This is a genomic window from Chryseobacterium sp. MA9 (assembly GCF_024399315.1).
In the GTDB taxonomy this organism is placed as follows: Bacteria; Bacteroidota; Bacteroidia; order Flavobacteriales; family Weeksellaceae; genus Chryseobacterium.
Window position 1 is genome coordinate 2,347,770 of record NZ_CP075170.1, and the last position, 25,675, is coordinate 2,373,444.

Sequence of the window (25,675 nt, forward strand, 5' to 3'; positions counted from 1 at the left end):
TTAATAAACTATTGAAAAATAAAAAAAGCCTTAACTTGTGATTAAGGCTTTTTTTTATTGTTCTAGAATTCAGCGCTTTTCGGCGTTCTTGGGAAAGGAATTACGTCTCTGATATTCGTCATTCCTGTTACGAAAAGAACTAGTCTTTCCAATCCTAAACCAAAGCCTGCATGTGGTACAGAACCAAATTTTCTGGTATCAAGATACCACCAAAGCTCATGTTCATCTACATGCATATCTGCCATTTTCTGTTTTAAAACATCTAATCTTGCCTCTCTTTCAGATCCACCGATGATCTCACCGATACCAGGGAAAAGAACATCCATAGCAGCAACGGTTTTATTGTCATCGTTCAGTTTCATATAGAAAGCTTTGATTTCTTTCGGATAGTCAAATAATACTACCGGGCTTTCAAAATGTTTTTCAACAAGATATCTTTCATGCTCAGACTGAAGGTCTGTTCCCCATTTTTCAACCGGGTAAGCAAATTTTCCTTTTTTGTTTTCTTTCGAGTTCAATAGGATTTCGATGGCTTCTGTATAGCTTACACGTTTGAAGCGTTTCGCTACAACATTCTGAAGTTTTTCGATAAGACCTTCTTTTGCTCTTTCTTTTTCCGGTTTTGTTTTCTGTTCTTCTGCAAAACGGTTGTCTAAGAACTCAAGATCATCTTTACAGTTATCCAATACATACTGGATTACATATTTTAAGAAATCTTCCGCAAGGTCGATATTGTCTTCAAGGTTGTTGAAAGCAACTTCCGGCTCAATCATCCAGAACTCTGCAAGGTGTCTTGTCGTGTTAGAGTTTTCAGCACGGAAAGTAGGTCCGAATGTATAGATTCTTCCCAATCCCATTGCTGCAGTTTCTCCTTCAAGCTGTCCTGAAACGGTAAGGTTTGTTTTTTTACCGAAGAAATCCTGTGCAAAATCAATATCTCCTTCTTCAGTTCTCGGCATGTTGTTCAGATCAAAGTTTGTTACTCCAAACATTTCACCTGCTCCTTCTGCATCTGCTCCTGTAATAACCGGCGTGTTGATATAGAAAAACTGATTCTGGTTGAAGAACGAATGAACGGCAAAGCTTACTGCATGACGCACTCTGAACACCGCTCCAAAAAGGTTTGTTCTGAATCTTAAGTGTGCCTGCTCACGAAGCTTTTCAAGGCTGTGCTTTTTAGGCTGAAGAATCGTACTCTGAAGTTCTTCCGTAAAGTTATCTCCTAAAACAATAATCTTTTTAGCGATAATTTCCACACATTGTCCTGCTCCCTGGCTTTCCACTACTTCTCCTACTACTTTAAGGGAAGAAGCGGTACTGATATTCTTGATGATAGCTTCATCAAAATTTTCGAAATCAACAACTATCTGCAAATTATTAATCGTAGAACCATCATTAAGCGCTATAAAGCGATTAGCACGGAATGATCTTACCCATCCGTAAACTGTAATGTCATGATGTAATACTTTCTTGTAATCCTTTAGGACTTCTTTGATCGTTTGCTTTTTCATTTGTTGATGATAAATTTTTTATATAAAAATTAATGTCTGCAAAGTTACAAAAAAACAGCGCAACTTGATGATTGCGCTGTCTTTAAAAATCATTTAACAAGCATTTAAACTTTCAGTTCAGGAAATTCACCTTTTTCATCTTCAAATGTCTCTTCATTTTAAGGTTACATTTCCACTCAGTATTGTCCTGAACTTCAATAAAATCCGCATTGACCCGGAGTGAGCACCCTTACACTATCACCTTTTAGAAAGAATAAATTTTACTTTATTCTGAGTTTTCATGGAATTAGTTTTAATTTATTGAAAATGGTTATTAGTTTTTAAGCAATAATTTCATGGTAAACTACAGGTCATGAATCCATCTATTAAACTATACTATACTTTTAAACACTGTGGATAGATTCTGCGGATTTGTTTTACTTATTTTATGATTTTTTGAATGATCACTACTCTTTTATATTTCTAAACTTCTGAACAAATTATTTCATTACTTATGTTTCGTTTTTTACTGGTATTCATTTATAATTTTAACCAACTTAGTTTCTCATTTTTGATATACAGTTCTGACTTTACTTTTTAATGAATCAACAGTTTTAAACTGATATCTTGTATTGTGCACATACAAAATAAATGATTGTGTTTTTACCTGAAGCAAAGATGCAGTAAGAAAAATAATGATACAAGAAAATGGTTCATAGATTCATAAATTTATACACCTAAAATCATGAATTTATAAACTTAAACAAAATGAAAATCAATTAATTACATTTAACTCACCCTCATGTTTTCAATTTCTTTCAGATAGACAGAAAGAGGTGTTCCGGTTCGTTTTTTGAAGGCTAAAGTGAAAGCCTGCTCATTATTATATCCTAATTCTTCTGCGATAAAAGGAATTTTATAGGACCTGAATTTTTTGTCATTGGCCAATCTGTTGATGGCATAATCAATACGGAGATCATTGAGATACGTTGCAAAATTTTTCCCTTTGTAAGTATTGATAATTTCCGACAAATATTTAGAGTTTGTTTTTATTTTTTTGGCAAGACTTCCCAATGTAATTCCTTTATTCAAAAACTGGTCTTTGCTTTCAAAGACGTCAAGTTCTTTTAAAATGGTTTGGGCAATATCTTCAGAAATTGTTCTGGGTGTTCTGTCTTCTGTGTTTTCTACCGGAAGAGTTTCAGGCAGAATTTCTTTTTTGATTTCAGACTCCCTGCTTCCTTTATTTTCATTAACAGACTGAATCAGGTCCTGGGCAATCTTTTTATAATTCTTTTCGGATTTTTTGTATTTAAAATAAACATTGATAAATAGAAGATGGGATACCAATAAAAGGCTCAACACGATATAAAACAGGCTCTTCCTTTTTGTAAGCTCATTGGTAATGTTTTCTTTCTCCTGCTGTAGTTCCGGAGTATCATACCTTCTCGGAAGTTCTCTGGAAATATACCTGAACCGGCTATCCAGGACCTGATCAACCTTTAAAAACCGCTCTACATAATACAGTTGTTTTTCTTTAGCATTGTTTTCTTTATAATAATCAATCAGATAAGTATACACATCTCTCAGCTCAGGATAGATATAATTTGTTTTAAGGACCATGGAATCTATCTTCCGGAAAAAATTTACAGCTTTTTCTTTTTCATGAAGCCCGGCATAGGATTTTCCCAAATATAAAAGAGTATAATGCTGGTTCCTTTTACTTCCATTATTGTTTGTAAAGAAATATTTTTCACACTCCAATAAACCGTCAATGGCTTTCTGATAATTTTTTGAGTGCAGGTTATAATATCCCAGAAGCCCAAGATTCTGATAATAACGGTAAACATTTTTATTTTTCCTTGAATCTTGTAAACCTTCCTGTATCAATATATAAGCAGAATCCATTTTACTGATCTCTATATAAGCATCTGCCAGGTTCAGTTTGAGAGAATTCTTCTCATCCTCATTCATATAATCGGCATTGTAAGCATAGTGTCTCAGTACTTTAGCTGTTTCCTCATGCTTCCCGATATAATTGTTGAGATAGGCAATATTAATATGTGCCATGGCAATCTGCCTCTTATTTCCTTTTTCTTTTGCGTATTTCAGTCCTAAGATATAATTATTTAATGCAGACTGAAGATTATCATTTTTAAAATATAAAATTCCTCTTAACAGATAAGTTCTTGCCGGATAAATGTTTTCTTTGGAATTTTTGGTGATATGCTGTAGGCTGTCAAGATATTGCAATGCATTGGGTAAGCTTTCGTCAAAATGAAGCATAACATACCCTTCAGCAATCTGATCCGTATTTTTTTCAAACTTCGCCTTTTTAAGATAATAATTTGCAATACTTCTTGCACTGTTTACATCTCCGGAACGGTCCTTATAGAATTCTTCTTCCAGTTCTTTATAAGTCAGTCTTTCCAGAATATTTTTTTCTACATGATTGATTTGTGCCTGAAAAAACACATTCCCTATAATAAAAAATAGTAGTAAATATTTTATTTTCATCATTCATCCTAGCTATATTACAAAAATATTATTTTTCTTCAGTAGATGCACCAATCCTTTTACTTTTTTCCGTGGATGGGGAATAATTTTATTAAAACCAACGCTGATGAACTCACAAAAGAGAGTACAACACGAAGACTGTACTCTCTTCAAAAATCATTTCCATTCTACCCTTCTTTCCATATAATACACTCTTCCCTTATCTTCGTAAAGAAGATCATACCCTTGAGAGGTCAGGTAGAAATGACAAACCTTCATCTCATCGTTTTTATCTTTAAATTGAATAACAGCCGGGCACATTTTAGCCCGATCCATTTTTTTCACAATCAGGTCAAAATTCTTCTGAATATTCTTTTTGCTGTACAGAGACAGCATCCGATCATCAATAAAGCGCACATATTTCAAAGAGGAAAGAGGGTAATTAATCAATTCAAAAGGCTGTCCTGCCAGCCTGGCCGTATTTTCATTGAAAAAATTCGTGATCGAAAGACTGTCCTGTGTAATATTTTTTACCACACTTGATTCATATCTTTTTCCATCCGTAAATTCCATACTGTAGATTGCTTCCATTTTAATGGCAAAACCTTTTCCGGATTTCCTTAAATCTTTAAGGTCTGTAAATTCTTTTCCTTTCTTAATGGCGATCAAAACATTTCCTTCTCCAAAATCACAGTCGCAATATTTTTTATAATCAAAGGGTACTTCTGTTTTGATGTCCAATGTATCGCTTGATGTATTTTGCGAAAAAATACGAGCGGACAGCATTAGTAAAAATAATATCAGTTTATAATTTTTCATGATTGAATTGTTTAATGGTTTAAAATCATTTAAAAAACAAGATTAATTCCCATACCATAGCGGAATCCTTTAATAGGAAAAGGTTTATAGGTATTATATTCAAAGTTGTACCCGAATTCTGCACAAAAGAAATGGTAAAAACTGATTCCTGCTTTGGGTGAAACCGCATAAGGAGAAACCCCTGCTCCGGCATATAAAGATGATACCTCGGCATCATCCCGAAACGAAACAACTTTTCTGAAATAATCAAACTCTGGGATGACCAGTAGTTTTCTTTCATCCCACCAGTTAAAATGACCTCTTAAGCTGTAGTAATTCTTATCCCCATCAGTAAGTTTTGTTCCTATTGACAGAAAGGCTTTATTATCCATTGAAGTCCCTTCAATTCTGGTACTGAGAAGAATGACCAGCCATTTTTTCTCTTTGATCTCTTCAAACTGGGCTTGCAGGAAACCACAAAGAAATATTGCAATTATTAAAGCTAACTTTTTCATAATGTCTTACTCGTTTTCGGTTTTTTAAAATTCCAGTTGATGAGAGGAAGTTTTCTCTTTCCATTCTCATTCCATCCGCCAATCTGTATTCCTCTGAAATCACTGCATTTATTGTACAATCCTATCTGTATTCCTCTGCATTTCTGACCAACATTAGCCAATGGCGCTACAGAAACTCCTTTCATTTCATGGTGCAGATTAAAAAACGGAGAAATAGACATGCCGTTGGTCACCGCATATGTATTGATATTACTCGAAACATTGATTTCCAGACCATTGGTGACTGTAGGTTCCATATTGATCAGGGACAATTGAAGTCCATTGATTTTATTCATCTTTTCACGGGGAACAACTACATAATCATAATTGCCCGGTGGCTGTAAGTTGAAAAGCATCAATGGCGGCAGAAAAATACCTATAAAATTGAACCCCATGCCCAACCCGTTTACTCTCTTAGGCTTAAAATGATCTTCCTCATCATAATATTTAAATAAAATCCCATTGACATTTCTGACATTCTTTGAGGGGGAAGCAGCGATCAATCTTGGTTTCAAAGAATCAACTTTTAGACTGTCTGATGCATAGGCCAGACTACTGCATAAAAGAACTGCTATTAATAAAATTCGTGTTTTCATAACTCATTATTTTAAAATTACAGTTCAAAATTATCAGCAGAAGACTCAGTTCCGAATGTGAAAAAAAATTAAATAAAACACCCTGTTTGCGAAAATCACAAAATGTGTAGATAAAAGAATGAAATTTTTCACTTATACAAGCAGGGGTTGGAAGTAGGAAGAAGGAGGTTGGAAGTTACTTCAGTGATAAATATTAATAGTCATTATAATGTCAAATTATTGTTAAATCGTTATTTATTTTTTCGACCTCCAATACTTCCTTTCTCCCAGCTTCAAGCTTCATGCCTTCTAAACAGAAATTCAAATCCCGGTAAATATTTCTACTCCCAAAAACCAACAGCTCTTTCCACAAAAAATACTACATTTGTGAAAATCACAAAACTATGCACCAGGAAGCTCTACTGAAGGAAATCCGAAGAAAAATCGGGGAAAAATCTTTAAATGATGAGATCGCCAACATCCTTAATATCAGCTATGATGCAGCTCACAGAAGGACTTCTATGAAAGCCAAGTTCAGTTTTGAGGAAGCATTGGAGCTTGCCAAATACTATCAGATTTCATTGGATCAGTTCCTGGGAACAGAAAACCAGCTGGTTGTCAAAAGAACCCAACCGGTAAGAACCACCGAGGATCTTTTAAACTATTTCGAAAACTCTTTGAAGATTTTGAATGTTTTTCATAATATCACCAATTCCAAAGTATTTTATTCAGCAAAAGACATCCCGTTTTTTTACACTATTTCAGATTCCATTTTGTCTCGTTTCAAATTTTATGTCTGGATGAATTTACTGAACCAGGATAAATTTTTAAGCCCTTTTCATGAGTTTAATATGGAATATCATTCTGTAAAAAATGAAATGCTGAAAAATCTTTATGATCAACAAAATGTAACCGAAATCTGGAATGACACCACCATTATGAGTGCTTTGAGACAAATCTCGTTCTATTATGAGATGAGATTATTAAAGAAAAATGATGTGGATCTTATTCTTGATGACTTAAGAAAATTATTAGAGGGGCTCGAAATAAAAACACTGGAGAAAACTAATTTTCAGATCTATGTGAATGATTTAGTAATTTTAAACAACAGCATTTTATTCAAAAATGAGCAGCAATGTTCCTTTTTCGTTCCTTTCAGTATGTTTGGATATATGATGACCAATGATAAAATCACCTGTGAAGATTCTCTGAGCTATTTTGAGCATCAGATCAAGAATTCCAGATCACTGAACGAATCCGGAAACCGGGAAAGGAAAATGTTCTTTAATAAAATGTATGAACAGATTGACCGATTAAAACAAAATCTATCATGAATACTCTTCGTAAAGGCGAATATTTTGGAGAAACCAATCAAATGGTCAATTTAGAAGGATTGATCATCACTGATACGGAGTATACGCATCCTTACGTAGACTGGCATTATCATGAAAATGCTTACTTTACTTTTCTTCTGCAGGGCAATATGACAGAAGGAAACAGAAAAGAGACGTATGGCTGTTCTGCAGGAACGTTATTGTACCATCACTGGGAAGATCCGCATTACAATATTAAACCGGAGGTTTTTACAAGAGGTTTTCACATCGAACTTTCGCAAAGCTGGTTTGATCGGTTTGATATTCAGAAAAATAAAGTGGAGGGCAGTTTTAATATACAAGATCCCGCCTTAAAACTTTTGGTTTATCAGATGTTCAAGGAAACCAAAACCAATGATTTATCTTTTGAAATAGCTGTCAATCAGTTACTATTACATCTTTTCAGTCAATTGAGCCATCAGAAGGAAATAGTTGATAGAAAACCTGTATGGGTAGGTCAGATCAATGAAATTCTACACGAAAGCTTTACGGAAAGTCTCAGTCTTACGGAACTTTCCAAAACATTGAACATTCATCCCATTCATTTAAGCAGGGATTTTCATAAATATTTCCATTGCAATCTGGGTGAATACCTCAGAAAATTAAAACTTAATAAATCTCTTGAACTTCTCACTTTATCCAATTCTTTAACGGATATCGCCTTGGAATGCGGTTTTTCAGACCAGAGCCATTTTATCCGTTGTTTCAGAGAAAATATAGGAATTACCCCACTTAAATACAGGAAGCTTTTGAAAAATCATTAGAATCTGTCCGAATTCAGAAAGACTGGCCTGAAAGTCAAATTATTTTGCTTTTGTAATCCTGAAGAACCAAGAATCTTATTAATTATCAATTGTTTGAGATTCTTCATTACATTTCATTTCATTCGGAATGACACTTTTGAAATAACACCATTCACGATTTGGATACATCATTCCCCGATTTGGATACATTTCCCCTTTCATAAGTTTTCATCTTTGTACCATCATTTAAACAAAAAAATATTTAAAAATGGAAACAAAAAAAGTATGGTTCGTGACAGGAGCTTCAAAAGGCTTAGGATTCGAGTTGGTAAAAAAATTATTATCCGAAGGATTTCAGGTTGCAGCCACAAGCCGTACCGTTGAATCCCTGATCTCAACCATCGGAGAAACTTCAGAAAACTTCCTTCCGCTCAGCGTCAACATTACAGACAATAACGACATCAAATCTGCCATTGCTAAAACAGTTGATCATTTCGGGCAAATTGATGTGGTTGTCAATAATGCGGGTTATGGACAAATCGGAACGCTGGAAGAACTTACCGATGAAGAGGCAAGAGAAAATTACGCTGTAAATGTTTTCGGAACCTTAAATGTGATCAGAAACGCCATGCCTTATCTGCGTGAGCAAAGATCAGGAAATATCTTCAATATTTCTTCTGTTGGTGGATATTCTGCCAATTTTCCGGGTTGGGGAATTTACTGTTCAACAAAATTTGCTGTTGCAGGCTTTACTGAAGCTTTAGCTGAAGAAGTAAAAGATTTCGGAATTCATGCTACCGTTGTGTATCCTGGATATTTCCGTACAGACTTTTTGAATAAAGATTCTGTGAAAACCCCTACCAATCCTATTCAGGCATATGAAGCAGCAAGAAATTCTGAACAGGCCCACCTTAATGAAATCAATGGAAATCAGCCTAATGATCCTGAAAAAGCAGCTGATATACTGATTCAGATCAGTAAAGAGAAAAATCCGCCAGTACACTTATTATTAGGTGTAGGAACGATGGAATTTCTGAATAACAAAATTGATATTTTAAAGAAAGACGCTGAGAAATGGGAAAGTCTTACTGTTTCCACTGCGATCTAATTTGATACTATCCTTCGACTCCGCTCAGGATGACATTCCTACTACTTCGTTTTAATTTATATACATGAATTAAATATAAAAACTTTAGCGAAGTCAGCCTGATCAGAGTCGAAGACTTTTTGAATCAATGTATTATACTTTTTGTAAAAACAACTAACTTAGCTCTTATGAAACAGCCCGTTCATTTTAATTCTATTTCAGATTTTCATGCTTTCTGTGGTCTTCCGAATCCTGAGCATCCTCTGATCAGTGTGATAGATTACAGTAAAGTCCGCTATGTTGTAGATAATGACGAATTGAAATGGATCCAGAATTTTTATTCGATTGGTTTGAAAAAGAATGTCACTCCAAAGTTTAATTATGGGCAGCAGCAATATGATTTTGATTCGGGTGTATTATGCTTTGTTTCTCCACAACAGTTTTTGAGTCTGGAAATAAGACAGGATGTAGAAGTGGAGCCTACGGGGTTTTTATTGCTGATTCATCCCGATTTTCTGTGGAACACTTCATTAACCAGGAAAATAAAATCTTATGATTTCTTCAGTTATAAGGTAAAAGAAGCCCTTTTCCTTTCTGATAAGGAAGAGAAGATTCTTGTTGATATTTTTAAAAATATTGAACGGGAATATCAGTCAAATACAGATAGATTCACGCAGGAACTGATCATTGCCCAGATTGAATTATTACTGGTTTATTCTGATCGTTTTTATGAACGTCAATTTTTCACCAGAAAAAAATCAAGTCACGAATTATTATACAAGTTTGAAGACATCCTTTCCCAATATTTCGAAAGTGGAAATCTTCTTGAAAACGGAATTCCATCGGTAAAAACCATTGCCGAACAGATGAATATTTCGCCCAATTATCTGGGAACACTTCTACGGCTTCACACGCAGCAAAACACACAGCAGCACATCCAGAATAAGCTCATTGATTCTGCCAAAGAACGTTTGAGTACTACGAGTTTATCTGTAAGTGAGATTGCTTATGAATTGGGATTTGAACATCCGCAGTCTTTCAGTAAACTCTTTAAACAAAAGACGAATCAGTCTCCGGGAGAATTTAGAAAATTATTTAATTAAATTCGGTGACAGGCCATACAGATGTTAATTTCATTCTATTTTACCATTAAGAAGTTTATTACTTTTGTTTAAATACTTCTTGCAATGAAACCAGTTCTATTATTGATCTTTATTTTTACATTTTATCTTTATCAGGGACAAAATAAAAACATAATCAATCCTGAAAAAATTGAAAATCCGATTCAAAAAAAATATACCGGAAAAATTATTTTCCTTAACAAAGCCATTGCTCTTGAAAATTTGAAAGATTCGGACTTTCTCACTTCTTCTGTATTTCAGGAAAACGGAGACCTTGGTATTCTTGCTTTTTTTGATAATTCTCTTGTTAACTACCTTCATCCGCTTGAACCTAATTGGCCTGTTGATGAACTGTTAAAAAATGGAAATTATCAATTCTCATTTTATGTAGACGAAAAGCTGATCTATAAAGAAAACCTCAATACAGGTGCAGGCATTGCAGATCATAAAAAAAACAAAACCACATTACGAATTCCTCTTCTCAGCAGTAAAAACGAAGATTCATGGGGAAGATATCTATGGATGCGCTTCTATATGGCCCATAACGGAATTGATGCTCTGGCGGAAGGCAATCATATTTTAAAAATTGAAATGCGTCCGTATCTCAATACTTCTACAATTAAGACAGGACCTGTTATTGCAGAAGGACAGATCAACCTCAATGTTCCTTCCCAAAATATTTCGGAGCAGCAGATCGCTGTTCAGTCCATCCAACCCAACAGCGGATGGAAGGTTTCTAAGGAAAAGATAAACACGGAAACCATCAGAAATCTGAATAAGAAAATTGCAGAAAACAGGTTTAAAAATATAACCGGAGTTGTCATTGTAAAAGACGGAAAATTGCTTCTTGAAGAATATTTCAACGGATCCGGAAGAGATTCTTTGCAAGATACCCGTTCTGTAGGAAAATCGTTTTCTTCGGCATTAACGGGAATTGCGATCAAAGAGGGATATTTAAAAAACGAAAATCAGAATCTGAAAGATTTTTATGACCTGAAACAATTTAAAAATTATTCTTCCCAAAAAGAGAATGTTACTATAAAAAGTTTATTGACTATGAGCTCCGGATTTGACGGAAACGATGAAAATTCTGAATCTGCCGGAAATGAGGAAAACATGTATCCTACCGAAAATTGGGTAAATTTCACATTGGATCTGCCAATGACAGAGAATGCAGCAGGAAAAAACTGGAGTTACTTCACAGCCGGAGTTGTGGTAACCGGAGATATTTTGGATAAAACAGTTCCGCAAGGCTTAAAAAATTATGCAGATAAAAAATTATTTCACCCTCTTGGCATCACAAATTATAAATGGCAGTTTACTCCACAGCAAAAACCTTCTCTGGCAGGAGGATTACGTATGAAAGCACTAGATTTTGCAAAATTTGGACAGTTGTATAGCAATAATGGAGTTTGGGAGGGTAAAACTATATTGACCAGGAATTGGATTAAGAAATCTTTCACCAATTATTTCACAGATAATCCTGATTTTGAAGGATATGGATATTTATTCTGGAGAAAGGTTTACAAGGTGGGAAATAACAGTTATGAAGCTTTCCAATCCAGCGGAAATGGTGGAAACAAAATCATCATCTTCACCAAAATACCGGTTGTCATGGTAATTACCGCACAGGCCTACAATAAACCTTATGCCCACTCACAAGTCGAAAAAATGGTACAGGAATTCCTTTTACCAAGTTTAATGATGAGTAATGAATAATTAGTAATGAGTAATATTGAAAAGTGAGAAAGAATTGCTTATTGCAAAAATTATTCGTCTTTCTTAGATGGAACAAGGAATACATCAATAAGACCTTCAGGAAGTTCCATTTTGATTATTCTTTCTTCCCTGTCAACTTCAAGAATCCAGTCTTTTATCATAGGAATAACCACTTCTTTTCCATCCAGATTTGTAATGAAATACACCTGTGCCGTCTGATCGTTTACAGATCTGATTACTCCACAGTTGTCATCATTTTGATCAAAAATTTCAAATCCGATGATTTCGTGGTAATAGAATTGTTTTCCTGAAAGTTTAGGTAGAGAAGCAAGCGGAAGGTAAACACTTTTACCCAACACCTGATCTATTATAGCCTCAGAAGAGTTTTTGAATGCAAGATTCAGAGCATCAAGTTTGCTCCATGATGATTTTTCAATAAAAAATGGAACCAATAATCCGTTGATTTCAACGAATATTGATTCCAATTTATTGTAAAGCTCGGGTTGATCGGTATCCAATTTAAGGATTACGTTACCCGCAAGTCCATGTCTGCGTGTGATTTTACCTAAAAAATAGCAATCTTCTTTACGCATAACAGGGTTTGGTCTTAAGCTTCAGTGTTTTCTTCAGTTTCAGCAGCAGGAGCTTCTCCTTCTGTAGCTTCAGCAACAACTTCTTCAGCAGGTGCGTTTGCAGCTTCTTCAGCAGCTTTAGCATCAGCATCAGCTTGTGCAGCAGCAGCAACTCTAGCTTCGTTTACTTTTACTTCAGCTTCTAAAGCAGCTTTCTTAGCATCAGCTTTAGCAGTTGCTAAACCTTCTACTTTACCTTGTACTTTAGAATCTTTAGCTTCTACCCAAGCATTGAATCTTTTTTCAGCTTCAGCTTCGTCAAAAGCACCTTTAGCCACACCACCTTGTAAGTGTTTTTTGTAAAGAGCACCTTTGTAAGATAGAATAGCTCTAGCAGTATCAGTAGGCTGAGCACCGTTGTTTAACCACTGTACAGCGGAATCAACGTTCAATTCGATAGTTGCCGGGTTAGTAATTGGGTTGTAAGTTCCTAGTTTTTCGATGAATCTACCATCTCTTCTAGCTCTAGAATCTGCAACCACGATGTGGAAAAAAGGTTTTCCTTTTTTACCGTGTCTTTGTAATCTGATTTTTACTGACATAATGTTTGAATTTTACGGGAACTCGTCCCAGTTAAATATTTAAGAGTGCAAAGATAGTAAAAAAGTTTGAAGTAAAAAGCTCCAAGTAAAAAGTTTTATAAATTCAAATTATTTTTCCCCGGAGCCGGAAACCTGCTATCGCTACCCGCTTTTTATTTCACAAAGAAAAAAGCTCAAATATACCGCTCGATCAGGGCTATTTTAAGACAAATTACCCAAATAAAATAATCCCAGACACTTCTGGTTTTCTTCAATAGTAAGAGAATCTTTCAACTCATCTACAATTTTGGGAGAACTCCAGTAGCATCCGATATTATTCGCAGTGCAGGTAAGATACATATTCTGAACGGCCATCGAGGTAGCTGCTATTTCTTCCCATTCCGGGACCATTCCGCTGAAATTGACAACAATGGAAACTACTGCATCAGCTTTATTGATTTTAAAACCAATATCGTTATATTTTTTCTCTAAGAAAATCTGTTCAGATGTAGTTGCTTTATAGATTGCCTGCATTTCTGATGCCAGCTGTACTTTTTCTTCTCCTTTGAATATTTTGAAGCGCCAAGGTTTTGTACGCTTATGATTGGGAGCAAATGTGGCAGAGTTTAAAATTTCTTCCAAAACTTCCTGAGAAATTTCTGTATCAGTATAATCTTTTGGGAAAATACTTCTTCTTTGCTCTATGATTTCTTTTAAAATGGATGCTTTATTCATGTAACAAAATTACGAAAAAGATGGAAGCATGAAGTGGAATGTAGAAAGTTTAATGTTTGGCTGTGTGATAGATGCCGGAAGCTTATCAAAATTACTTTTTACTTTTACAAAACCTCTATAACCTTCTGATGGATCTTATTTAAAGTAAACTCATCACCTGATTTCATGCCCATCATTTTTTTGGCCATAGGACTTTCGGGAGAGATTGCATAGAACCGGTCTCCTTCAAAAAAAAATTCCCCTAATGACACTGATATATAAAACCGGGCCTTGTTGGTAATCACCAGCGAGCCAAGCTGTACTCTTTCTGTAGCGGTATTCAGAACTTTTGCCATATTTCTTTTAAGATCATTCAAAGCCCCCAGCTGTCGCTGCATCTGATAAATCTCCTCCTGCATCTCTTCTCTCATGCTGTCATATTTCGGAGTTTTTTTGATGTCACGGCTGGCCTCCAGGGTAAATTCGATAAAGTTATTAAGCTTTTCAATTTTCTCTGCGATAGTAGTTTTCACAAAGTCTCTGATATGACTTTTTTCAAATACAATCTTCTCCATACAATCTATTCTTTAATATAAAGATAATATTTTTAGAATAATATTTCTTCGACTTAACATAAAAAAACGACAGCAAAATAGTTCATTATAATTAAAAATTATTTTTAGCTTTGCCTTTTTTAAAACTAAAACCATGTTTAAAGCACCATTTTCATTTGATGGGAGAATCAGAAGGACAGAATACGGATTGTCCTATCTTCTATATCTGGTATTTTCTGTACCTTTCAATATCTATTTTCAGAGTAACGAGCCATCAGGAGGTGTTACTATAGTTTTCTTTCTTTTATTGATTCCTTTTCTTTGGTTCCTTATTGCACAGGGAGCAAAAAGATGCCATGACAGAGGAAATTCAGGCTGGTTTCAATTAATTCCTTTGTATGGCTTATGGATGTTATTTGCAGACAGCGACCACGGGCCAAATGAATACGGACCTAATCCTAAGGGCGAAGGAAACTATAACTCGATCAACGAGATTGGTAAGAAAGAATTGTAATAAAAAGCCTTGTAAATTTACAAGGCTTTCATTTTTATTTTTCAGCAAGTTTCTTCAGATCACCGAGCCCCTGGCTGAACATTTTATCCATATTACTGTCCATCATAGGTTTCATGATCTTCATCATGGCATTCAGTTCATTATCGATCATCCAGGTTACTTTTGTTCCGCCACCTTCAGGGGTCAGTACAATCTTACTTTTGGCTGTGCCTTCAAAAGGTTTTATGAAATGAAGCTGAGTACTCAGCTTTTCATCAGCTACAACTTCAGTAATGGATTGCTCTCCTTCGCTGTCATCACCTGTCCAGTGATAAGAATCGCCTATCTGGTCTCCTGCTCCTGAGTAGGTAACAGAGAAATTTTTTATTTCTTTAGAAAAAGGATCCCATGTATTATATGCTTTTAAAGAGTTTGTGTGTTGCCATACTATTTCTTTTGGTGCATTGATGACAATAGATTTTTCATAATGGTAATCTTTACTGAAAGCCAGCATAGCAATTATAGCATAGATAATGATCAGTACGATGATAGTACCAATAATTTTTAAGAGTGTTTTCATAGTCTATATATTTAAGGTTATTTATTTTAATAATGACTTTTAAATCTGTTCTCAAAATTAAATATTCCCACATCACTCCCTCTTTCCATATGACAAGATTATTTAAAGATAAGTATTTTTGTCATAACTTGTGAGTAAGGCATTATTTTTGAGCATTTCAGCTGTGATTCCCGATGAATCATTACATTTACCTTATATAAAAAATCAAAAAATGAATATTTTAACAGAAAAATTTACCACTCCATATCATTCAGCTCCATTCAGTAACATTAAAAATGAAGATTATCTTCCGGCATTTAAAGAACTGATTCAAAAATCCGAAGCCGAAATTGATGCTATTATCAACAATACTGAGACACCCACTTTCGAAAATGTTATTGAAGCATTGGCATATTCCGGGGAACAGCTGGATGTAGTTTCAAATATTTTTTTCAACTTAAATTCTGCAGAGACCAGCGATGAAATTCAGCAGATTGCACAAGAGGTTTCTCCGATCTTAACGGAATATTCTTCAAAAATATCTCAAAACGAAGCCCTTTTCAACAAAATCAAAAAAGTATATGATGAAAAGGAAAACTATAATCTTAACGAAGAGCAGGAAATGCTTTTAAATGAAACCTACAAAGGTTTTGTAAGAAGCGGAGCTTTACTGAATGAGGAAGACAAAGAAAAATTAAAGAAAATCAGCATGGATCTTTCTTTAAAGTCTTTACAGTTCGGACAGAATGTACTGGCTTCTACGAATGCTTATTTTAAACACATCACCAATAAGGAAGATCTTGCAGGAATTCCGGAAGCCATCATCGATCAATATGCTGAAGAAGCTAAGGAAAGAAACCTTGAAGGCTGGGTAGTAACTTTACAGTATCCAAGCTATATTCCCTTCATGACTTATGCTGAAAACCGTGAGCTAAGAAAGGAATTGGCACTGGCAAATGGTAAAAAGTCTTTTGATGGTGGGGAATTTGACAATCAAAATCTGATCAAAGAACTTCTGAATTTAAAACAACAGAAAGCTGAGCTTATCGGATATAAAAACTATGCGGATTTTGTTCTTGAAGAGAGAATGGCTAAATCTCCAGTAAAAGTTTTTGATTTTTTAAATGAACTTTTAACAAAGGCAAAGCCTTATGCTGATAAAGAAATTGAAGAATTGAAATCTTTGGCAAAAGCTGACGGAATTGACGAAATGCAAGGTTACGATCACGCTTTCTATGCTGAAAAACTTCGTAAGCAGAAATTTGATCTTAATGATGAAGAATTAAAACCTTACTTCCCATTAAATCAGGTACAGGATGCTGTATTCGGGCTGGCTGGAAAACTTTTCGGGCTGACTTTTGAGGAAAGAAATGATATTCCGAAATACCACGAAGATGTAAAAGTATATGAAGTAAAAGAAAACGGAATTTACAAATCTCTGTTATACGTTGATTATTTCCCAAGAAAAGGGAAAAGAGCCGGTGCATGGATGACCAGCTACAAAAACCAATACAAGCAAAACGGCGAAAATTCACGTCCGCATATTTCAATTGTCTGCAACTTCAGCAAACCGACAAAAGATACTCCCAGCTTACTCACGTTCCAGGAAGTGACTACTTTATTCCACGAATTCGGGCATGCTCTTCACGGGATGATGGCAGACACCCAATATCCTACACTATCAGGAACTTCTGTAAAATGGGATTTTGTGGAACTTCCATCTCAGTTTCTGGAAAACTTCTGTTATGAACCTGAGTTCTTAAAAACATTCGCTAAGCATTATAAAACAGGAGAAGTACTTCCTGACGAAAAAATTGAAAAGATAGAACAGTCTAAAAATTTCATGGAAGGTTATCAAACCTTAAGACAGCTAGGATTCGGACTTCTTGATATGAACTATCATACAAAAGTTGGAGAGTTGGAAAATGAAAGTATAAAGGATTTTGAGGATAAATATACCAAAGCGACAACTCTTTATCCTTCCAATTCTGAAACGGCAATGAGCCCAAGTTTTTCCCACATTTTCCAGGGCGGATATTCTGCCGGATACTATTCTTATAAATGGGCAGAAGTTCTGGATGCGGATGCTTTCCAGTATTTCAAAGAAAACGGAATCTTCAATCCTGAGATTGCGGCAAAGTATAAAGTATTGCTTTCTTCCGGTGGGACAAAAGATCCGATGGAACTTTATAAGAGTTTCAGAGGCAGTGAACCGAAAGTAGAGAGTTTATTGAAAAGAGCCTTTGGATAAATGACAAAAACTGATTCAACAGATCAGGAAAAATAAATAGAGAAAGAACAGCAAGTTGCTGTTCTTTTTTGTTTTAAATTAGTCGTTTGATAATCTCGAAATGAATTCCTGACACATGACCATCCAAGAACAAATCCAAGACTATATCAACAGTCAGCCTGAAAAGAAACGTAATGATATGCAGGAACTGCACCACGTCATCCTGGAACTTATGCCGGAATGCCAGCTTTGGTTTCTCGATGGTAAAAACAGTGAAAATAAAACAGTTTCCAACCCCAATATCGGATATGGATTCTATACCATTCAATATACCGATGGAAAAACCAGAGATTTTTATCAGATTGGAATGAGTGCCAATACCACCGGAATCTCAATTTATGTTCTCAACATTGATGATAAAACCTATCTGACTACCACCTATGGAGACAGAATAGGTAAAGCCAGCGTAACGGGATATTGCATTAAATTCAAAGCGTTGAAAGATATCAACATTGAAATCCTGAAAGCGGCCATCCTTGACGGGCTTAAAGGATAAAATTCTTTTAACTTATAAAAAACTGGCAGATCTATTCTAAGAAAGCTAAATTTGTACAGTATACAAAGCAAGCATCCATTCTGTAATTTTAAATAATGAGTACGATACCACTAAGATTAGAAAACGTAAAAAAACTTCAGGCCAAAAGATGGGAAAATGAAGACCATTGGGATACTTTGAATGATTTATTAGTCAAAGAATTAGATGAAATTTTACTTATTGAGCCTGAAAATACTTCAGCTTTAGTTAATATGGGTGCTGTTTATTCCGATATGGGAGAAAACGAAACGGCTCTGGAGTATCTAAAAAAGGCTTTAAACTTAGGTTCTAAAGATAAAAATCTGTTTGTAAACCTGGCTATTGTACTTGTTTACATGGAGAAACATCAGGAAGAGTATTTAGAATACCTTGAAGAAGCTGAAGATACAATTGAAGATCCACTTACTTTTAAAGCTTATTTTGATCCTCAATCCCATTAAAAGTCTGTACAATTAAAATTTTAAAATCATGTTACTAGCCATATTACTTCCCTTCTTATCTTTCATGGTCCGTGGAAAAGTTCTCACCGGAATTATCTGCCTGATTTTACAGATCACTCTGATCGGATGGCTTCCTGCTGCAATCTGGGCTGTACTTTCTTTAAATAATGCAAGAGCAGATAAACGAAATGACAAACTTATTAAAGCAATGCGCAAAAACCAAAAGTAACTTAGCTATTCCCAATACAAACATTGGTAATAAATAATAGCATTTGAGTTCTGATATAATTGTCGTAAATTTACATAAGCCCCTATTTTCATTGGAGAAATTACTGGAATGATAAAATTCCTTTGACTGAAAGGTTTTCAAAGTCTGAAACATATTAGTTAAACATCAAAAAGAACCATCAATTTCTTTATGCTATGAAAGAAAATAAATACGACAATCCGTCATTTTTTGACCAGTATGAAAAAATGCTCCGCTCACAGATAGGATTGGAGGGAGCCGGAGAATGGCATACCCTGAAAAATATGCTGCCTGATTTTCAGGGAAAGAATATTCTTGACCTCGGCTGCGGTTTTGGATGGCACTGCCGTTATGCTATGGAAAATGGCGCAGAATCCGTGATCGGAATTGATCTTTCGGAAAGAATGCTGGCAAAAGCTCAGGAAATCAATAATCTGGAAGGAATTCAATATGAAAGAAAAGCCCTGGAGGATATTGATTATCCCGCTGAAAAATTTGATGTTATATTGAGTTCACTCACATTACATTATGTAGAATCATTCGATACTATTGCTCAGCATATTTACAAATGGCTTAGCCCGGGAGGATCTTTTGTATTTTCAGTGGAACATCCAGTTTTCACGGCAGAAGGCGGTCAGGACTGGGTATATGATAAAAACGGTGAAAAAACTTGTTGGCCTGTAGACCGTTATTTTACGGAAGGAAAAAGAAACACAACTTTTTTAGGAGAAAATGTCATCAAATACCACCGTACTTTAACGTCTTATTTAAATACTTTATTAAAACAGGGTTTTAAAATCAAAGAGATTATTGAACCGCAACCAAGCCAGGAAATGTTGAAAGAAATCCCGGAAATGAAAGAAGAACTCCGCAGACCGATGATGTTGCTAATCTCTGTTGAAAAATAGTTTTTAAAATATCAATATTCTTTCTTTTAGGATAAAATTATAAATTACTATATTGTATAACATAGTAATAACAATTAATCATATCTTTGTATAACAAAGTAAATAAATATGATTATTAAAAAACTAATTTCCTTCCTGATATTGTGCCTGTTTTTAAGCAATACAATTGATGCTCAAATCCATACAAAAGGATATGAAAAGAAAATTGACAGAATTATCCAGACAGAATTCGGGAATGAAAATGAGCCTGGCGGTGTTTTCCTGATTACTCAAAATGGAAAGAATCTCTATCGGAAAGCATTTGGAAAAGCTAACCTTGAACTCAACGTCAATATGATACCGGAAAATGTTTTCCAAATCGGATCTATGACTAAACAGTTTACTGCTGTGGCTATTCTGATGTTGGAACAGCAAGGTAAACTTAATGTCAGCGACCCTGTTTCCAGATATCTTAAAGATTATCCTAACGGAGACAAAATTACCATTCATCATCTTCTGACCCACACATCCGGAATTAAAGATTTTACTAAAATGAAATCTATTTCTTCTATTGCCCAAAAAGAGATGAAGCCCGAGGAAATGGTTGATTTTTTCAAAAATGAACCTGTAGATTTTGCTCCCGGAGAAAAGTTTGATTACAACAATTCCGGATACGTAGTTTTAGGCTATATCATTGAACTGGTTTCCGGAACTTCTTATGAAGATTTTATTAAGAAAAATATTTTTGATAAAATAGGAATGATCCATTCTTATTACGCTTCTGACAGAAAAATGATCCCTCAAAGAGCCTATGGTTATCACAAAAAAGAACAGGGATTCGTCAATAAAACTGTTATCAGTTTCAGTGTTCCTTTTTCTTCCGGCTCATTGATGTCTACCGTAGATGATATGCTGAAATGGCAACAGGCTTTACTTCAGAATACCCTGCTGAATCCAGAAGAAACCCAAAAAGCGTTTCAGAAATATAAACTGAACAATGGTGAAGAATTTACCTACGGATATGGATGGCATCTGAAAGATATTAATGGAACACCTGACCGGGAACATGGCGGAAGTGTATTCGGATTTAAAAGCATGGGTGTTTACATTCCCAGCGAAAATATCTATGTGATAGGATTCAGCAACTGCGACTGCCACTCTCCGACTGAAGTTACCAGAAATATTGCGAAAGCGACTCTGAGTGAAATTAAAATCTCATCAAAAAAGCCATAAAATAATCCCAATTATTTTTTACACCTCTTTTCTGGGAGAACATGATTCGGAACTTTAAAAACAGAAACTATTACAAAAATAAGACAGATAATGTTGATCAATACTGCAACTGAGAACGCATGGTGATAATGTTGTACTGTGGGTTTCGTTCCAAGAAAATAGTAAAAAACACTTCCTACAGCAACAATTCCAATGATGGCAGCAATCTGCTGAAAGGTATTATAAACCCCGGATGCATTTCCAATCAGCTTTTCAGACATTCCCGACAGGGCAATATTGGCCAGCGATGGAATGATTGACCCCACTCCCAGTCCATGTAAAAACAGCAGCAGCCAGAATAACGGAAAACCAGTCTGCATTCTGAATAAAAACAGCTGAAGAATAAGAATAACAATAATAAAGCTGAGCCCTGCAATCAGGGCTTTTTTTCCATATCTCAAAATCAATTTTACAGAAACTGCGGATGCCAGTATAAACCCAAGCCCCTGAAAAACAATAATTTTTCCGGCTTCTAACGGACTTATCTTTAAACCATCCTGAAAAAAAAGTGACAGGATATAAAAATAAGAATCCAACATAATAAAAAAGAAGGAAACTGCTACGATACCCAGATTGAAATTTTTATAACGGAACAATTCAAAATCAATCAGATAAGATTGTTCATTTTGTATTCTCCTCTTTTGATTTTTTATAAAACCGAAAATAATTCCGGCTGAAATGAACATCAGTGAGGCATTTTTGAAATGAAAACCTTCATGCTCAGACATCGTCAGGGCATAGGTAGCACAGAATAATCCTGCAGAGAGTGCTACAACACCTCCAATATTAAAGGACTGCCTTACTGAAGTTTTAGATTCGTTCAATAATTTCAGGCTCAGGAAAACTGCCGGCAGGCATATAGGAATATTCATCAGAAAAATAAGCCTCCAGGGTTCTTCCATAATTGTAAGAGACGAAAAGTATCCCCCAAGAAACTGACCCAAAATGGTACCTATTCCAATAGTGATCCCGTACCACCCCATTGCTTTTGTACGTTCACTGTGAACAGTAAATAAAATCTGAATCATGGAAAGTACCTGCGGAGCCATCATTGCGCCACTTATCCCCTGTACAAATCTTGAAATGACAAGTTGTTCTGCTCCTGCAGAAATTCCGCAGGCAATAGAACTCACCATAAAAGCTTTTAATCCAATGACATAAATCTTTTTTCTTCCGTACAGATCACCCAATCTTCCTCCGGTAATCAGCAAAGAAGCAAAACCGATAAGGTAAGCCGCAATCATAAACTGCATTTCTCCATTGGAAGCATGAAGGTCACGCTGTATGGAAGGTATAGATACATTAATGATAAAAATATCCATAATCGTCAACAACTGACCGAATAGTATAACCAATAATTTCAAATACTTATGTTTCATTTTTATATAGATATATCTATTTTTAAATATTAAAAAAAAATCAGGAAAGTAATCCCTGAACAATTTTTTTTACCTGATCAAAAGAATCATTTTGCTTATTGATTGTGGATGTTACAACTGCCCCTTCTATTAACAGGAAAATATTTTCTGCTGTTAAATTGACATCGGTAAGTTGTCCCTGCACTCCATATTCTGTTACGAGTGTTTTAATCAGATTTTTTTGTTTTTCTTTATGCTGCTTTGCAAAACCGGAAACGGAAGAATTACTCTCTCCTATTTCGGAGACAATTTTAATGAAGTGACATCCTGCAAACTTTGAAGTCTGCTGCAATTTCTTTCTGTAATCAATGAGTGTCAGAAGTTTTTCTCTCGGGTCTGAAATTTTAGAGGTACTATTTTCAAATCCCTCAAACCAGTCCAATTCTTCTTTGATAAGATACGCCTGAAGAAGATCATTTTTAGATGAAAAATGGTTGTATAGTGAACCAATAGCGATATCAGCTTCTGCAATAATCTGGTTAATTCCTGTAGAATTGTATCCTTGCTTATAAAACAAATCTGAAGCTACCCTGATAATCCTTTCGCGTACTTTTTCCTTTTTCATCGTGAAATTTTTTACAAAATTAAATAAAAAATAGATAAGTCTATCTATTTTTTAAATACAGATAAAATTTTATTTTGGAAGACTCAGAAGGAAACAGAATTGCACTGCATGAAACTGTAAAATAGTTATACCATTTGATACATATTATTTTTTTTAATAAAGTTGATGCATATTTTGTATCTTTCAATAACCATTTACAAAAGATTATCTGATAAATACCTATGGCGGAAGAACTTTATTTCATCAAAACCAACCCTACTATTGCCAAAATTAATTTGTACAATAAACTCGAACGTGAAGAGGAAAATATTCTAAAATTCCTGCCATCTGATGCAAAAGATACGCTTGAGAATATTAAAAAAAAGGTCCAGAATTCTGTTGAAGAACTTACCCAGGAGGAACTTCTGCTTATTTTTCAATGGTTTAGCAAAGCATACTCTTCAGATCATGAGGAGGCTAAAACACAGCTTTACATCAATGGTATTGATCTATTTTATGAAATACCTACGACCATTCATGCCGAAAACTTCCTTCAGATTCTTTCAGATTATGAAAAGCTTCTGAAGCAGGATATGAATTATATTGTGGACTCCAAAAACTTCAATCAGTTTCTTATCTACGGTATATTTCTCACAGAAATTATCAATAAAGACCAACATCAGGAAAATATCCTTTGTGAATACCTGAAACCTGACAATCAATCTTTATATCTTCTGGCAGAAAACCAATGTGGTTCTAAGGAATTTAATGGAAAAATCATTCCGGATCTTCAACATCATTTTGCTGATCTGTATGATCTGACCAAATTTTATAAAGGTCCCATTATCAAGCTCGAGCAGGAATAAAGAAAGAGACTTTTCAGGCCTCTTTTAAAATTTCAGGGTTTTTCATTAGATAATCCAATGCTTCTTTCACTGCCTGTTCAGGGCTTTTGGGATTAAATCCCAACTCCTTTCTTGCTTTGGAAATATCAAAATCCTGCTGCAATCCGGAAAACATGCTAATATCTTTTCTTGTGAGTACCGGAGCTTTCCCACTAAGTTTTGCGGTAAATTCCATAATGGCAGCAATACTGAATAAAATTCCTTTAGGCACGGAACGGGGAATATCAAGTTTCAATTTAGGATAAAGCTGATTGGCTAAAATAGTGGTATCAGTAATGGTCATACATTTTTCATTGGCCAGAATATAACGTTCACCAGAACGTCCTTTTTCTGCTGCCAGATAACATCCTTCCGCCACATCTTTCACATCTATCCAGTTCAGGGTAATTTTGGTATCTACCGGAATTTTCTTGTTCAGGATAAGCTTCAATACTCCATAGGAAACATTTAATGGAGAAAATGCTTCACTGCCTATCATCGCAGAAGGCATTACGGAAATAAGTTCTATTCCCAATTTTGCAGCCAGATCAAAAGCCAGTTTCTCACCGTCATTCTTAGAATTGTAATACATATCTCTACGGTCCGGATTATAGCCATTACTTTCTCTTGTTGGCAATGTTGTATAATCAAGAGCAGCAATAGAACTTACATATACTATTTTCTTCACTCCTGCTTCTGCTGCTGCTTCGATGGTATTTCTGGTTCCCGCGATATTCACATCATAGATTTCTTTTTTTGGATCTTTTGCCCATAATTTAAAAGCGGCACCTACTGCATAGAAGGTCTCCACACCCTGAAGGGCTTTTACAAAAGAAGCTTTATCTGTAATATCAGCCTGTACCAGCTCGCAATTCAGTCCTTCAAAAGGCATTCTGTTATTGGTATTCCTTACTGCGGCACGCACCGGCAGTCCTTGTTTCAGTAAAAATCTGACTAAATTATTTCCCAGATGTCCATTTGCACCGGAAACAAGACTTAAATGATTCTTTGTCATTGCATTGATTTTAATGCTGCAAAGTTCATCTTCCCAGAACCGGAACCACTTGACTTTTGTTAGTTAATTATTTTTCTCCGAATTCTGCTCAGACTTTCAGGTTTCATTCCTAAAAATGAAGCAATATACTGAATAGGAACATTCTGAATAATTTCCGGATATTCTTTCATGAGTTTCAGGTAGCGCTGTTCGGCATTCAAAGCTGACAATTCTCTCGAACGGTTCTCATTGTAAGCAATTGATTGTTGAAAAACTGAAATACTAAAATCTTTCATTGCCTGACTTTTGGCAGTGAGGTAATCCAGGTTTTCTTTTGAAATTCTCAAAAGTTCAGCGTCTGTGATGCATTCCACATTATTTTCAGAAACTGTACCATTAATAAAATCTGAATATGAAGTAAAAAATCCAGGTGGACAATTGATATGAGTGGTAATCTCACTGCCGTTCTGGTCATTATAAAAAAGTCTGAGATAGCCTGAAACAATATAGTAAAGATAATGAGGAACCTTCCCTGCTTTTTCTATCACAGTGTTTTTTGAAAACACCACCGGCTCAAAATATTGTTGGACAGCTTCTGTTTCTTCACTGGTAAAGTTATGGTCTGATCGGATGTATTGTAAAAGCTTGTCATGCATCGAAGTAAAAATTTTGAGTCTTTTACAAAGCTACCAAAAGAAAACTTTAAAATTTATTAGTTTAAAAAATATTCATCTG

At 35.1% G+C, this 25,675-nt stretch carries 27 protein-coding genes; 13 read left to right on the forward strand and 14 right to left on the reverse strand.

Annotation, left to right across the window (positions count from 1 at the left end; all coding sequences use genetic code 11):
- Positions 1-62: 62 nt before the first annotated feature.
- The 5 genes from asnS to KIK00_RS10625 form a co-directional block, all read right to left on the reverse strand.
- Positions 63-1,511, reverse strand: a complete 1,449-nt coding sequence (gene asnS / locus KIK00_RS10605) for an asparagine--tRNA ligase (RefSeq protein ID WP_255816519.1) — start codon at positions 1,509-1,511, stop codon at positions 63-65.
- 768 nt (positions 1,512-2,279) lie between these two features.
- Positions 2,280-4,010 (reverse strand): helix-turn-helix domain-containing protein, encoded by a 1,731-nt coding sequence (locus KIK00_RS10610; protein WP_255816520.1) that lies wholly within the window; start codon positions 4,008-4,010, stop codon positions 2,280-2,282.
- Between the two features lie 153 nt (positions 4,011-4,163).
- Complete coding sequence (locus KIK00_RS10615) at positions 4,164-4,805, reverse strand: hypothetical protein (RefSeq protein WP_255816521.1); 642 nt, start codon at positions 4,803-4,805, stop codon at positions 4,164-4,166.
- 29 nt (positions 4,806-4,834) lie between these two features.
- Positions 4,835-5,299, reverse strand: coding sequence for a hypothetical protein (locus tag KIK00_RS10620; protein ID WP_255816522.1), 465 nt, complete (start codon positions 5,297-5,299; stop codon positions 4,835-4,837).
- Positions 5,296-5,934 (reverse strand): LA_2272 family surface repeat-containing protein, encoded by a 639-nt coding sequence (locus KIK00_RS10625; RefSeq protein ID WP_255816523.1) that lies wholly within the window; start codon positions 5,932-5,934, stop codon positions 5,296-5,298. Before KIK00_RS10625 ends, KIK00_RS10620 begins: the two co-directional genes overlap by 4 nt.
- 383 nt (positions 5,935-6,317) lie before the next feature.
- On the opposite strand from KIK00_RS10625, the gene KIK00_RS10630 reads away from it, so the two are divergent.
- The 5 genes from KIK00_RS10630 (at position 6,318) to KIK00_RS10650 (ending at position 11,956) form a co-directional block, all read left to right on the forward strand.
- The gene (locus tag KIK00_RS10630) at positions 6,318-7,247 is read left to right on the forward strand and encodes a helix-turn-helix domain-containing protein (RefSeq protein ID WP_255816524.1); all 930 of its coding nucleotides are present in this window, start codon (positions 6,318-6,320) and stop codon (positions 7,245-7,247) included.
- Positions 7,244-8,050: an AraC family transcriptional regulator gene (locus tag KIK00_RS10635; RefSeq protein ID WP_255816525.1), complete on the forward strand. Its 807-nt coding sequence runs from the start codon at positions 7,244-7,246 to the stop codon at positions 8,048-8,050. Before KIK00_RS10630 ends, KIK00_RS10635 begins: the two co-directional genes overlap by 4 nt.
- A gap of 247 nt (positions 8,051-8,297) precedes the next feature.
- Positions 8,298-9,137 carry an SDR family NAD(P)-dependent oxidoreductase gene (locus KIK00_RS10640; RefSeq protein ID WP_255816526.1) on the forward strand — a complete coding sequence of 280 codons (840 nt, stop codon included), beginning with the start codon at positions 8,298-8,300 and terminating at the stop codon, positions 9,135-9,137.
- Between the two features lie 167 nt (positions 9,138-9,304).
- Complete coding sequence (locus KIK00_RS10645; RefSeq protein ID WP_255816527.1) at positions 9,305-10,219, forward strand: AraC family transcriptional regulator; 915 nt, start codon at positions 9,305-9,307, stop codon at positions 10,217-10,219.
- Between the two features lie 84 nt (positions 10,220-10,303).
- Entirely contained in the window at positions 10,304-11,956 is a 1,653-nt protein-coding gene (locus KIK00_RS10650; protein WP_255816528.1) for a serine hydrolase, read from the forward strand.
- Positions 11,957-12,006: 50 nt separating this feature from the next.
- Here the strand turns inward: KIK00_RS10650 and rimM are convergent, their stop codons facing one another.
- The 4 genes from rimM to KIK00_RS10670 all read right to left on the reverse strand — a co-directional run bounded on the left by rimM (position 12,007) and on the right by KIK00_RS10670 (position 14,398).
- Complete coding sequence (gene rimM / locus KIK00_RS10655; RefSeq protein WP_255816529.1) at positions 12,007-12,549, reverse strand: ribosome maturation factor RimM; 543 nt, start codon at positions 12,547-12,549, stop codon at positions 12,007-12,009.
- A gap of 14 nt (positions 12,550-12,563) precedes the next feature.
- Positions 12,564-13,130 (reverse strand): 30S ribosomal protein S16, encoded by a 567-nt coding sequence (locus KIK00_RS10660; protein ID WP_255816530.1) that lies wholly within the window; start codon positions 13,128-13,130, stop codon positions 12,564-12,566.
- Positions 13,131-13,331: 201 nt separating this feature from the next.
- On the reverse strand, positions 13,332-13,844 hold the full coding sequence (locus KIK00_RS10665) for a nitroreductase (RefSeq protein ID WP_255816531.1): 513 nt from the start codon (positions 13,842-13,844) through the stop codon (positions 13,332-13,334).
- A gap of 104 nt (positions 13,845-13,948) precedes the next feature.
- Entirely contained in the window at positions 13,949-14,398 is a 450-nt protein-coding gene (locus tag KIK00_RS10670; RefSeq protein ID WP_255816532.1) for a GreA/GreB family elongation factor, read from the reverse strand.
- A gap of 133 nt (positions 14,399-14,531) precedes the next feature.
- On the opposite strand from KIK00_RS10670, the gene KIK00_RS10675 reads away from it, so the two are divergent.
- Positions 14,532-14,891, forward strand: a complete 360-nt coding sequence (locus KIK00_RS10675) for a DUF805 domain-containing protein (RefSeq protein WP_255816533.1) — start codon at positions 14,532-14,534, stop codon at positions 14,889-14,891.
- 34 nt (positions 14,892-14,925) lie between these two features.
- Here KIK00_RS10675 and KIK00_RS10680 read toward each other — a convergent pair whose 3' ends face one another.
- Positions 14,926-15,450 (reverse strand): SRPBCC family protein, encoded by a 525-nt coding sequence (locus KIK00_RS10680; protein WP_255816534.1) that lies wholly within the window; start codon positions 15,448-15,450, stop codon positions 14,926-14,928.
- Between the two features lie 211 nt (positions 15,451-15,661).
- Between KIK00_RS10680 and KIK00_RS10685 the strand changes: the two genes are divergently transcribed.
- From KIK00_RS10685 to KIK00_RS10710, 6 genes are all read left to right on the forward strand, one after another.
- A complete protein-coding gene (locus KIK00_RS10685; RefSeq protein ID WP_255816535.1) occupies positions 15,662-17,680 on the forward strand; it encodes a M3 family metallopeptidase in 2,019 nt (672 codons plus the stop codon).
- A gap of 115 nt (positions 17,681-17,795) precedes the next feature.
- Complete coding sequence (locus KIK00_RS10690; protein WP_255816536.1) at positions 17,796-18,215, forward strand: DUF1801 domain-containing protein; 420 nt, start codon at positions 17,796-17,798, stop codon at positions 18,213-18,215.
- Positions 18,216-18,310: 95 nt separating this feature from the next.
- Positions 18,311-18,694, forward strand: coding sequence for a tetratricopeptide repeat protein (locus tag KIK00_RS10695; protein ID WP_255816537.1), 384 nt, complete (start codon positions 18,311-18,313; stop codon positions 18,692-18,694).
- 28 nt (positions 18,695-18,722) lie between these two features.
- Positions 18,723-18,923 carry a YqaE/Pmp3 family membrane protein gene (locus KIK00_RS10700; protein WP_255816538.1) on the forward strand — a complete coding sequence of 67 codons (201 nt, stop codon included), beginning with the start codon at positions 18,723-18,725 and terminating at the stop codon, positions 18,921-18,923.
- A 194-nt stretch (positions 18,924-19,117) separates the two neighbouring features.
- Positions 19,118-19,849, forward strand: coding sequence for a bifunctional 2-polyprenyl-6-hydroxyphenol methylase/3-demethylubiquinol 3-O-methyltransferase UbiG (locus tag KIK00_RS10705; RefSeq protein WP_255816539.1), 732 nt, complete (start codon positions 19,118-19,120; stop codon positions 19,847-19,849).
- Between the two features lie 108 nt (positions 19,850-19,957).
- Entirely contained in the window at positions 19,958-21,061 is a 1,104-nt protein-coding gene (locus KIK00_RS10710; protein WP_255816540.1) for a serine hydrolase, read from the forward strand.
- Positions 21,062-21,072: 11 nt separating this feature from the next.
- On the opposite strand, the gene KIK00_RS10715 is transcribed toward KIK00_RS10710, so the two are convergent.
- A complete protein-coding gene (locus KIK00_RS10715) occupies positions 21,073-22,479 on the reverse strand; it encodes an MFS transporter (RefSeq protein WP_255816541.1) in 1,407 nt (468 codons plus the stop codon).
- Between the two features lie 40 nt (positions 22,480-22,519).
- Complete coding sequence (locus tag KIK00_RS10720; protein ID WP_255816542.1) at positions 22,520-23,083, reverse strand: TetR/AcrR family transcriptional regulator; 564 nt, start codon at positions 23,081-23,083, stop codon at positions 22,520-22,522.
- Between the two features lie 221 nt (positions 23,084-23,304).
- Between KIK00_RS10720 and KIK00_RS10725 the strand changes: the two genes are divergently transcribed.
- Positions 23,305-23,928 (forward strand): hypothetical protein, encoded by a 624-nt coding sequence (locus KIK00_RS10725; protein ID WP_255816543.1) that lies wholly within the window; start codon positions 23,305-23,307, stop codon positions 23,926-23,928.
- A gap of 13 nt (positions 23,929-23,941) precedes the next feature.
- On the opposite strand, the gene KIK00_RS10730 is transcribed toward KIK00_RS10725, so the two are convergent.
- Positions 23,942-24,961 (reverse strand): NAD-dependent epimerase/dehydratase family protein, encoded by a 1,020-nt coding sequence (locus KIK00_RS10730; protein WP_255816544.1) that lies wholly within the window; start codon positions 24,959-24,961, stop codon positions 23,942-23,944.
- Positions 24,962-25,020: 59 nt separating this feature from the next.
- Entirely contained in the window at positions 25,021-25,596 is a 576-nt protein-coding gene (locus KIK00_RS10735) for a Crp/Fnr family transcriptional regulator (RefSeq protein ID WP_255816545.1), read from the reverse strand.
- Between the last annotated feature and the right edge of the window lie 79 nt (positions 25,597-25,675).

What these genes read in the sequence shown, in the direction of transcription:
- asnS (WP_255816519.1), bottom strand. Translation starts at nt 1,511, where the DNA reads ATGAAAAAGCAAACGATCAAAGAAGTCCTAAAGGATTACAAGAAAGTA.
- KIK00_RS10610 (WP_255816520.1), bottom strand. Translation starts at nt 4,010, where the DNA reads ATGATGAAAATAAAATATTTACTACTATTTTTTATTATAGGGAATGTG.
- KIK00_RS10615 (WP_255816521.1), bottom strand. Translation starts at nt 4,805, where the DNA reads ATGAAAAATTATAAACTGATATTATTTTTACTAATGCTGTCCGCTCGT.
- KIK00_RS10620 (WP_255816522.1), bottom strand. Translation starts at nt 5,299, where the DNA reads ATGAAAAAGTTAGCTTTAATAATTGCAATATTTCTTTGTGGTTTCCTG.
- KIK00_RS10625 (WP_255816523.1), bottom strand. Translation starts at nt 5,934, where the DNA reads ATGAAAACACGAATTTTATTAATAGCAGTTCTTTTATGCAGTAGTCTG.
- KIK00_RS10630 (WP_255816524.1), top strand. Translation starts at nt 6,318, where the DNA reads ATGCACCAGGAAGCTCTACTGAAGGAAATCCGAAGAAAAATCGGGGAA.
- KIK00_RS10635 (WP_255816525.1), top strand. Translation starts at nt 7,244, where the DNA reads ATGAATACTCTTCGTAAAGGCGAATATTTTGGAGAAACCAATCAAATG.
- KIK00_RS10640 (WP_255816526.1), top strand. Translation starts at nt 8,298, where the DNA reads ATGGAAACAAAAAAAGTATGGTTCGTGACAGGAGCTTCAAAAGGCTTA.
- KIK00_RS10645 (WP_255816527.1), top strand. Translation starts at nt 9,305, where the DNA reads ATGAAACAGCCCGTTCATTTTAATTCTATTTCAGATTTTCATGCTTTC.
- KIK00_RS10650 (WP_255816528.1), top strand. Translation starts at nt 10,304, where the DNA reads ATGAAACCAGTTCTATTATTGATCTTTATTTTTACATTTTATCTTTAT.
- rimM (WP_255816529.1), bottom strand. Translation starts at nt 12,549, where the DNA reads ATGCGTAAAGAAGATTGCTATTTTTTAGGTAAAATCACACGCAGACAT.
- KIK00_RS10660 (WP_255816530.1), bottom strand. Translation starts at nt 13,130, where the DNA reads ATGTCAGTAAAAATCAGATTACAAAGACACGGTAAAAAAGGAAAACCT.
- KIK00_RS10665 (WP_255816531.1), bottom strand. Translation starts at nt 13,844, where the DNA reads ATGAATAAAGCATCCATTTTAAAAGAAATCATAGAGCAAAGAAGAAGT.
- KIK00_RS10670 (WP_255816532.1), bottom strand. Translation starts at nt 14,398, where the DNA reads ATGGAGAAGATTGTATTTGAAAAAAGTCATATCAGAGACTTTGTGAAA.
- KIK00_RS10675 (WP_255816533.1), top strand. Translation starts at nt 14,532, where the DNA reads ATGTTTAAAGCACCATTTTCATTTGATGGGAGAATCAGAAGGACAGAA.
- KIK00_RS10680 (WP_255816534.1), bottom strand. Translation starts at nt 15,450, where the DNA reads ATGAAAACACTCTTAAAAATTATTGGTACTATCATCGTACTGATCATT.
- KIK00_RS10685 (WP_255816535.1), top strand. Translation starts at nt 15,662, where the DNA reads ATGAATATTTTAACAGAAAAATTTACCACTCCATATCATTCAGCTCCA.
- KIK00_RS10690 (WP_255816536.1), top strand. Translation starts at nt 17,796, where the DNA reads ATGACCATCCAAGAACAAATCCAAGACTATATCAACAGTCAGCCTGAA.
- KIK00_RS10695 (WP_255816537.1), top strand. Translation starts at nt 18,311, where the DNA reads ATGAGTACGATACCACTAAGATTAGAAAACGTAAAAAAACTTCAGGCC.
- KIK00_RS10700 (WP_255816538.1), top strand. Translation starts at nt 18,723, where the DNA reads ATGTTACTAGCCATATTACTTCCCTTCTTATCTTTCATGGTCCGTGGA.
- KIK00_RS10705 (WP_255816539.1), top strand. Translation starts at nt 19,118, where the DNA reads ATGAAAGAAAATAAATACGACAATCCGTCATTTTTTGACCAGTATGAA.
- KIK00_RS10710 (WP_255816540.1), top strand. Translation starts at nt 19,958, where the DNA reads ATGATTATTAAAAAACTAATTTCCTTCCTGATATTGTGCCTGTTTTTA.
- KIK00_RS10715 (WP_255816541.1), bottom strand. Translation starts at nt 22,479, where the DNA reads ATGAAACATAAGTATTTGAAATTATTGGTTATACTATTCGGTCAGTTG.
- KIK00_RS10720 (WP_255816542.1), bottom strand. Translation starts at nt 23,083, where the DNA reads ATGAAAAAGGAAAAAGTACGCGAAAGGATTATCAGGGTAGCTTCAGAT.
- KIK00_RS10725 (WP_255816543.1), top strand. Translation starts at nt 23,305, where the DNA reads ATGGCGGAAGAACTTTATTTCATCAAAACCAACCCTACTATTGCCAAA.
- KIK00_RS10730 (WP_255816544.1), bottom strand. Translation starts at nt 24,961, where the DNA reads ATGACAAAGAATCATTTAAGTCTTGTTTCCGGTGCAAATGGACATCTG.
- KIK00_RS10735 (WP_255816545.1), bottom strand. Translation starts at nt 25,596, where the DNA reads ATGCATGACAAGCTTTTACAATACATCCGATCAGACCATAACTTTACC.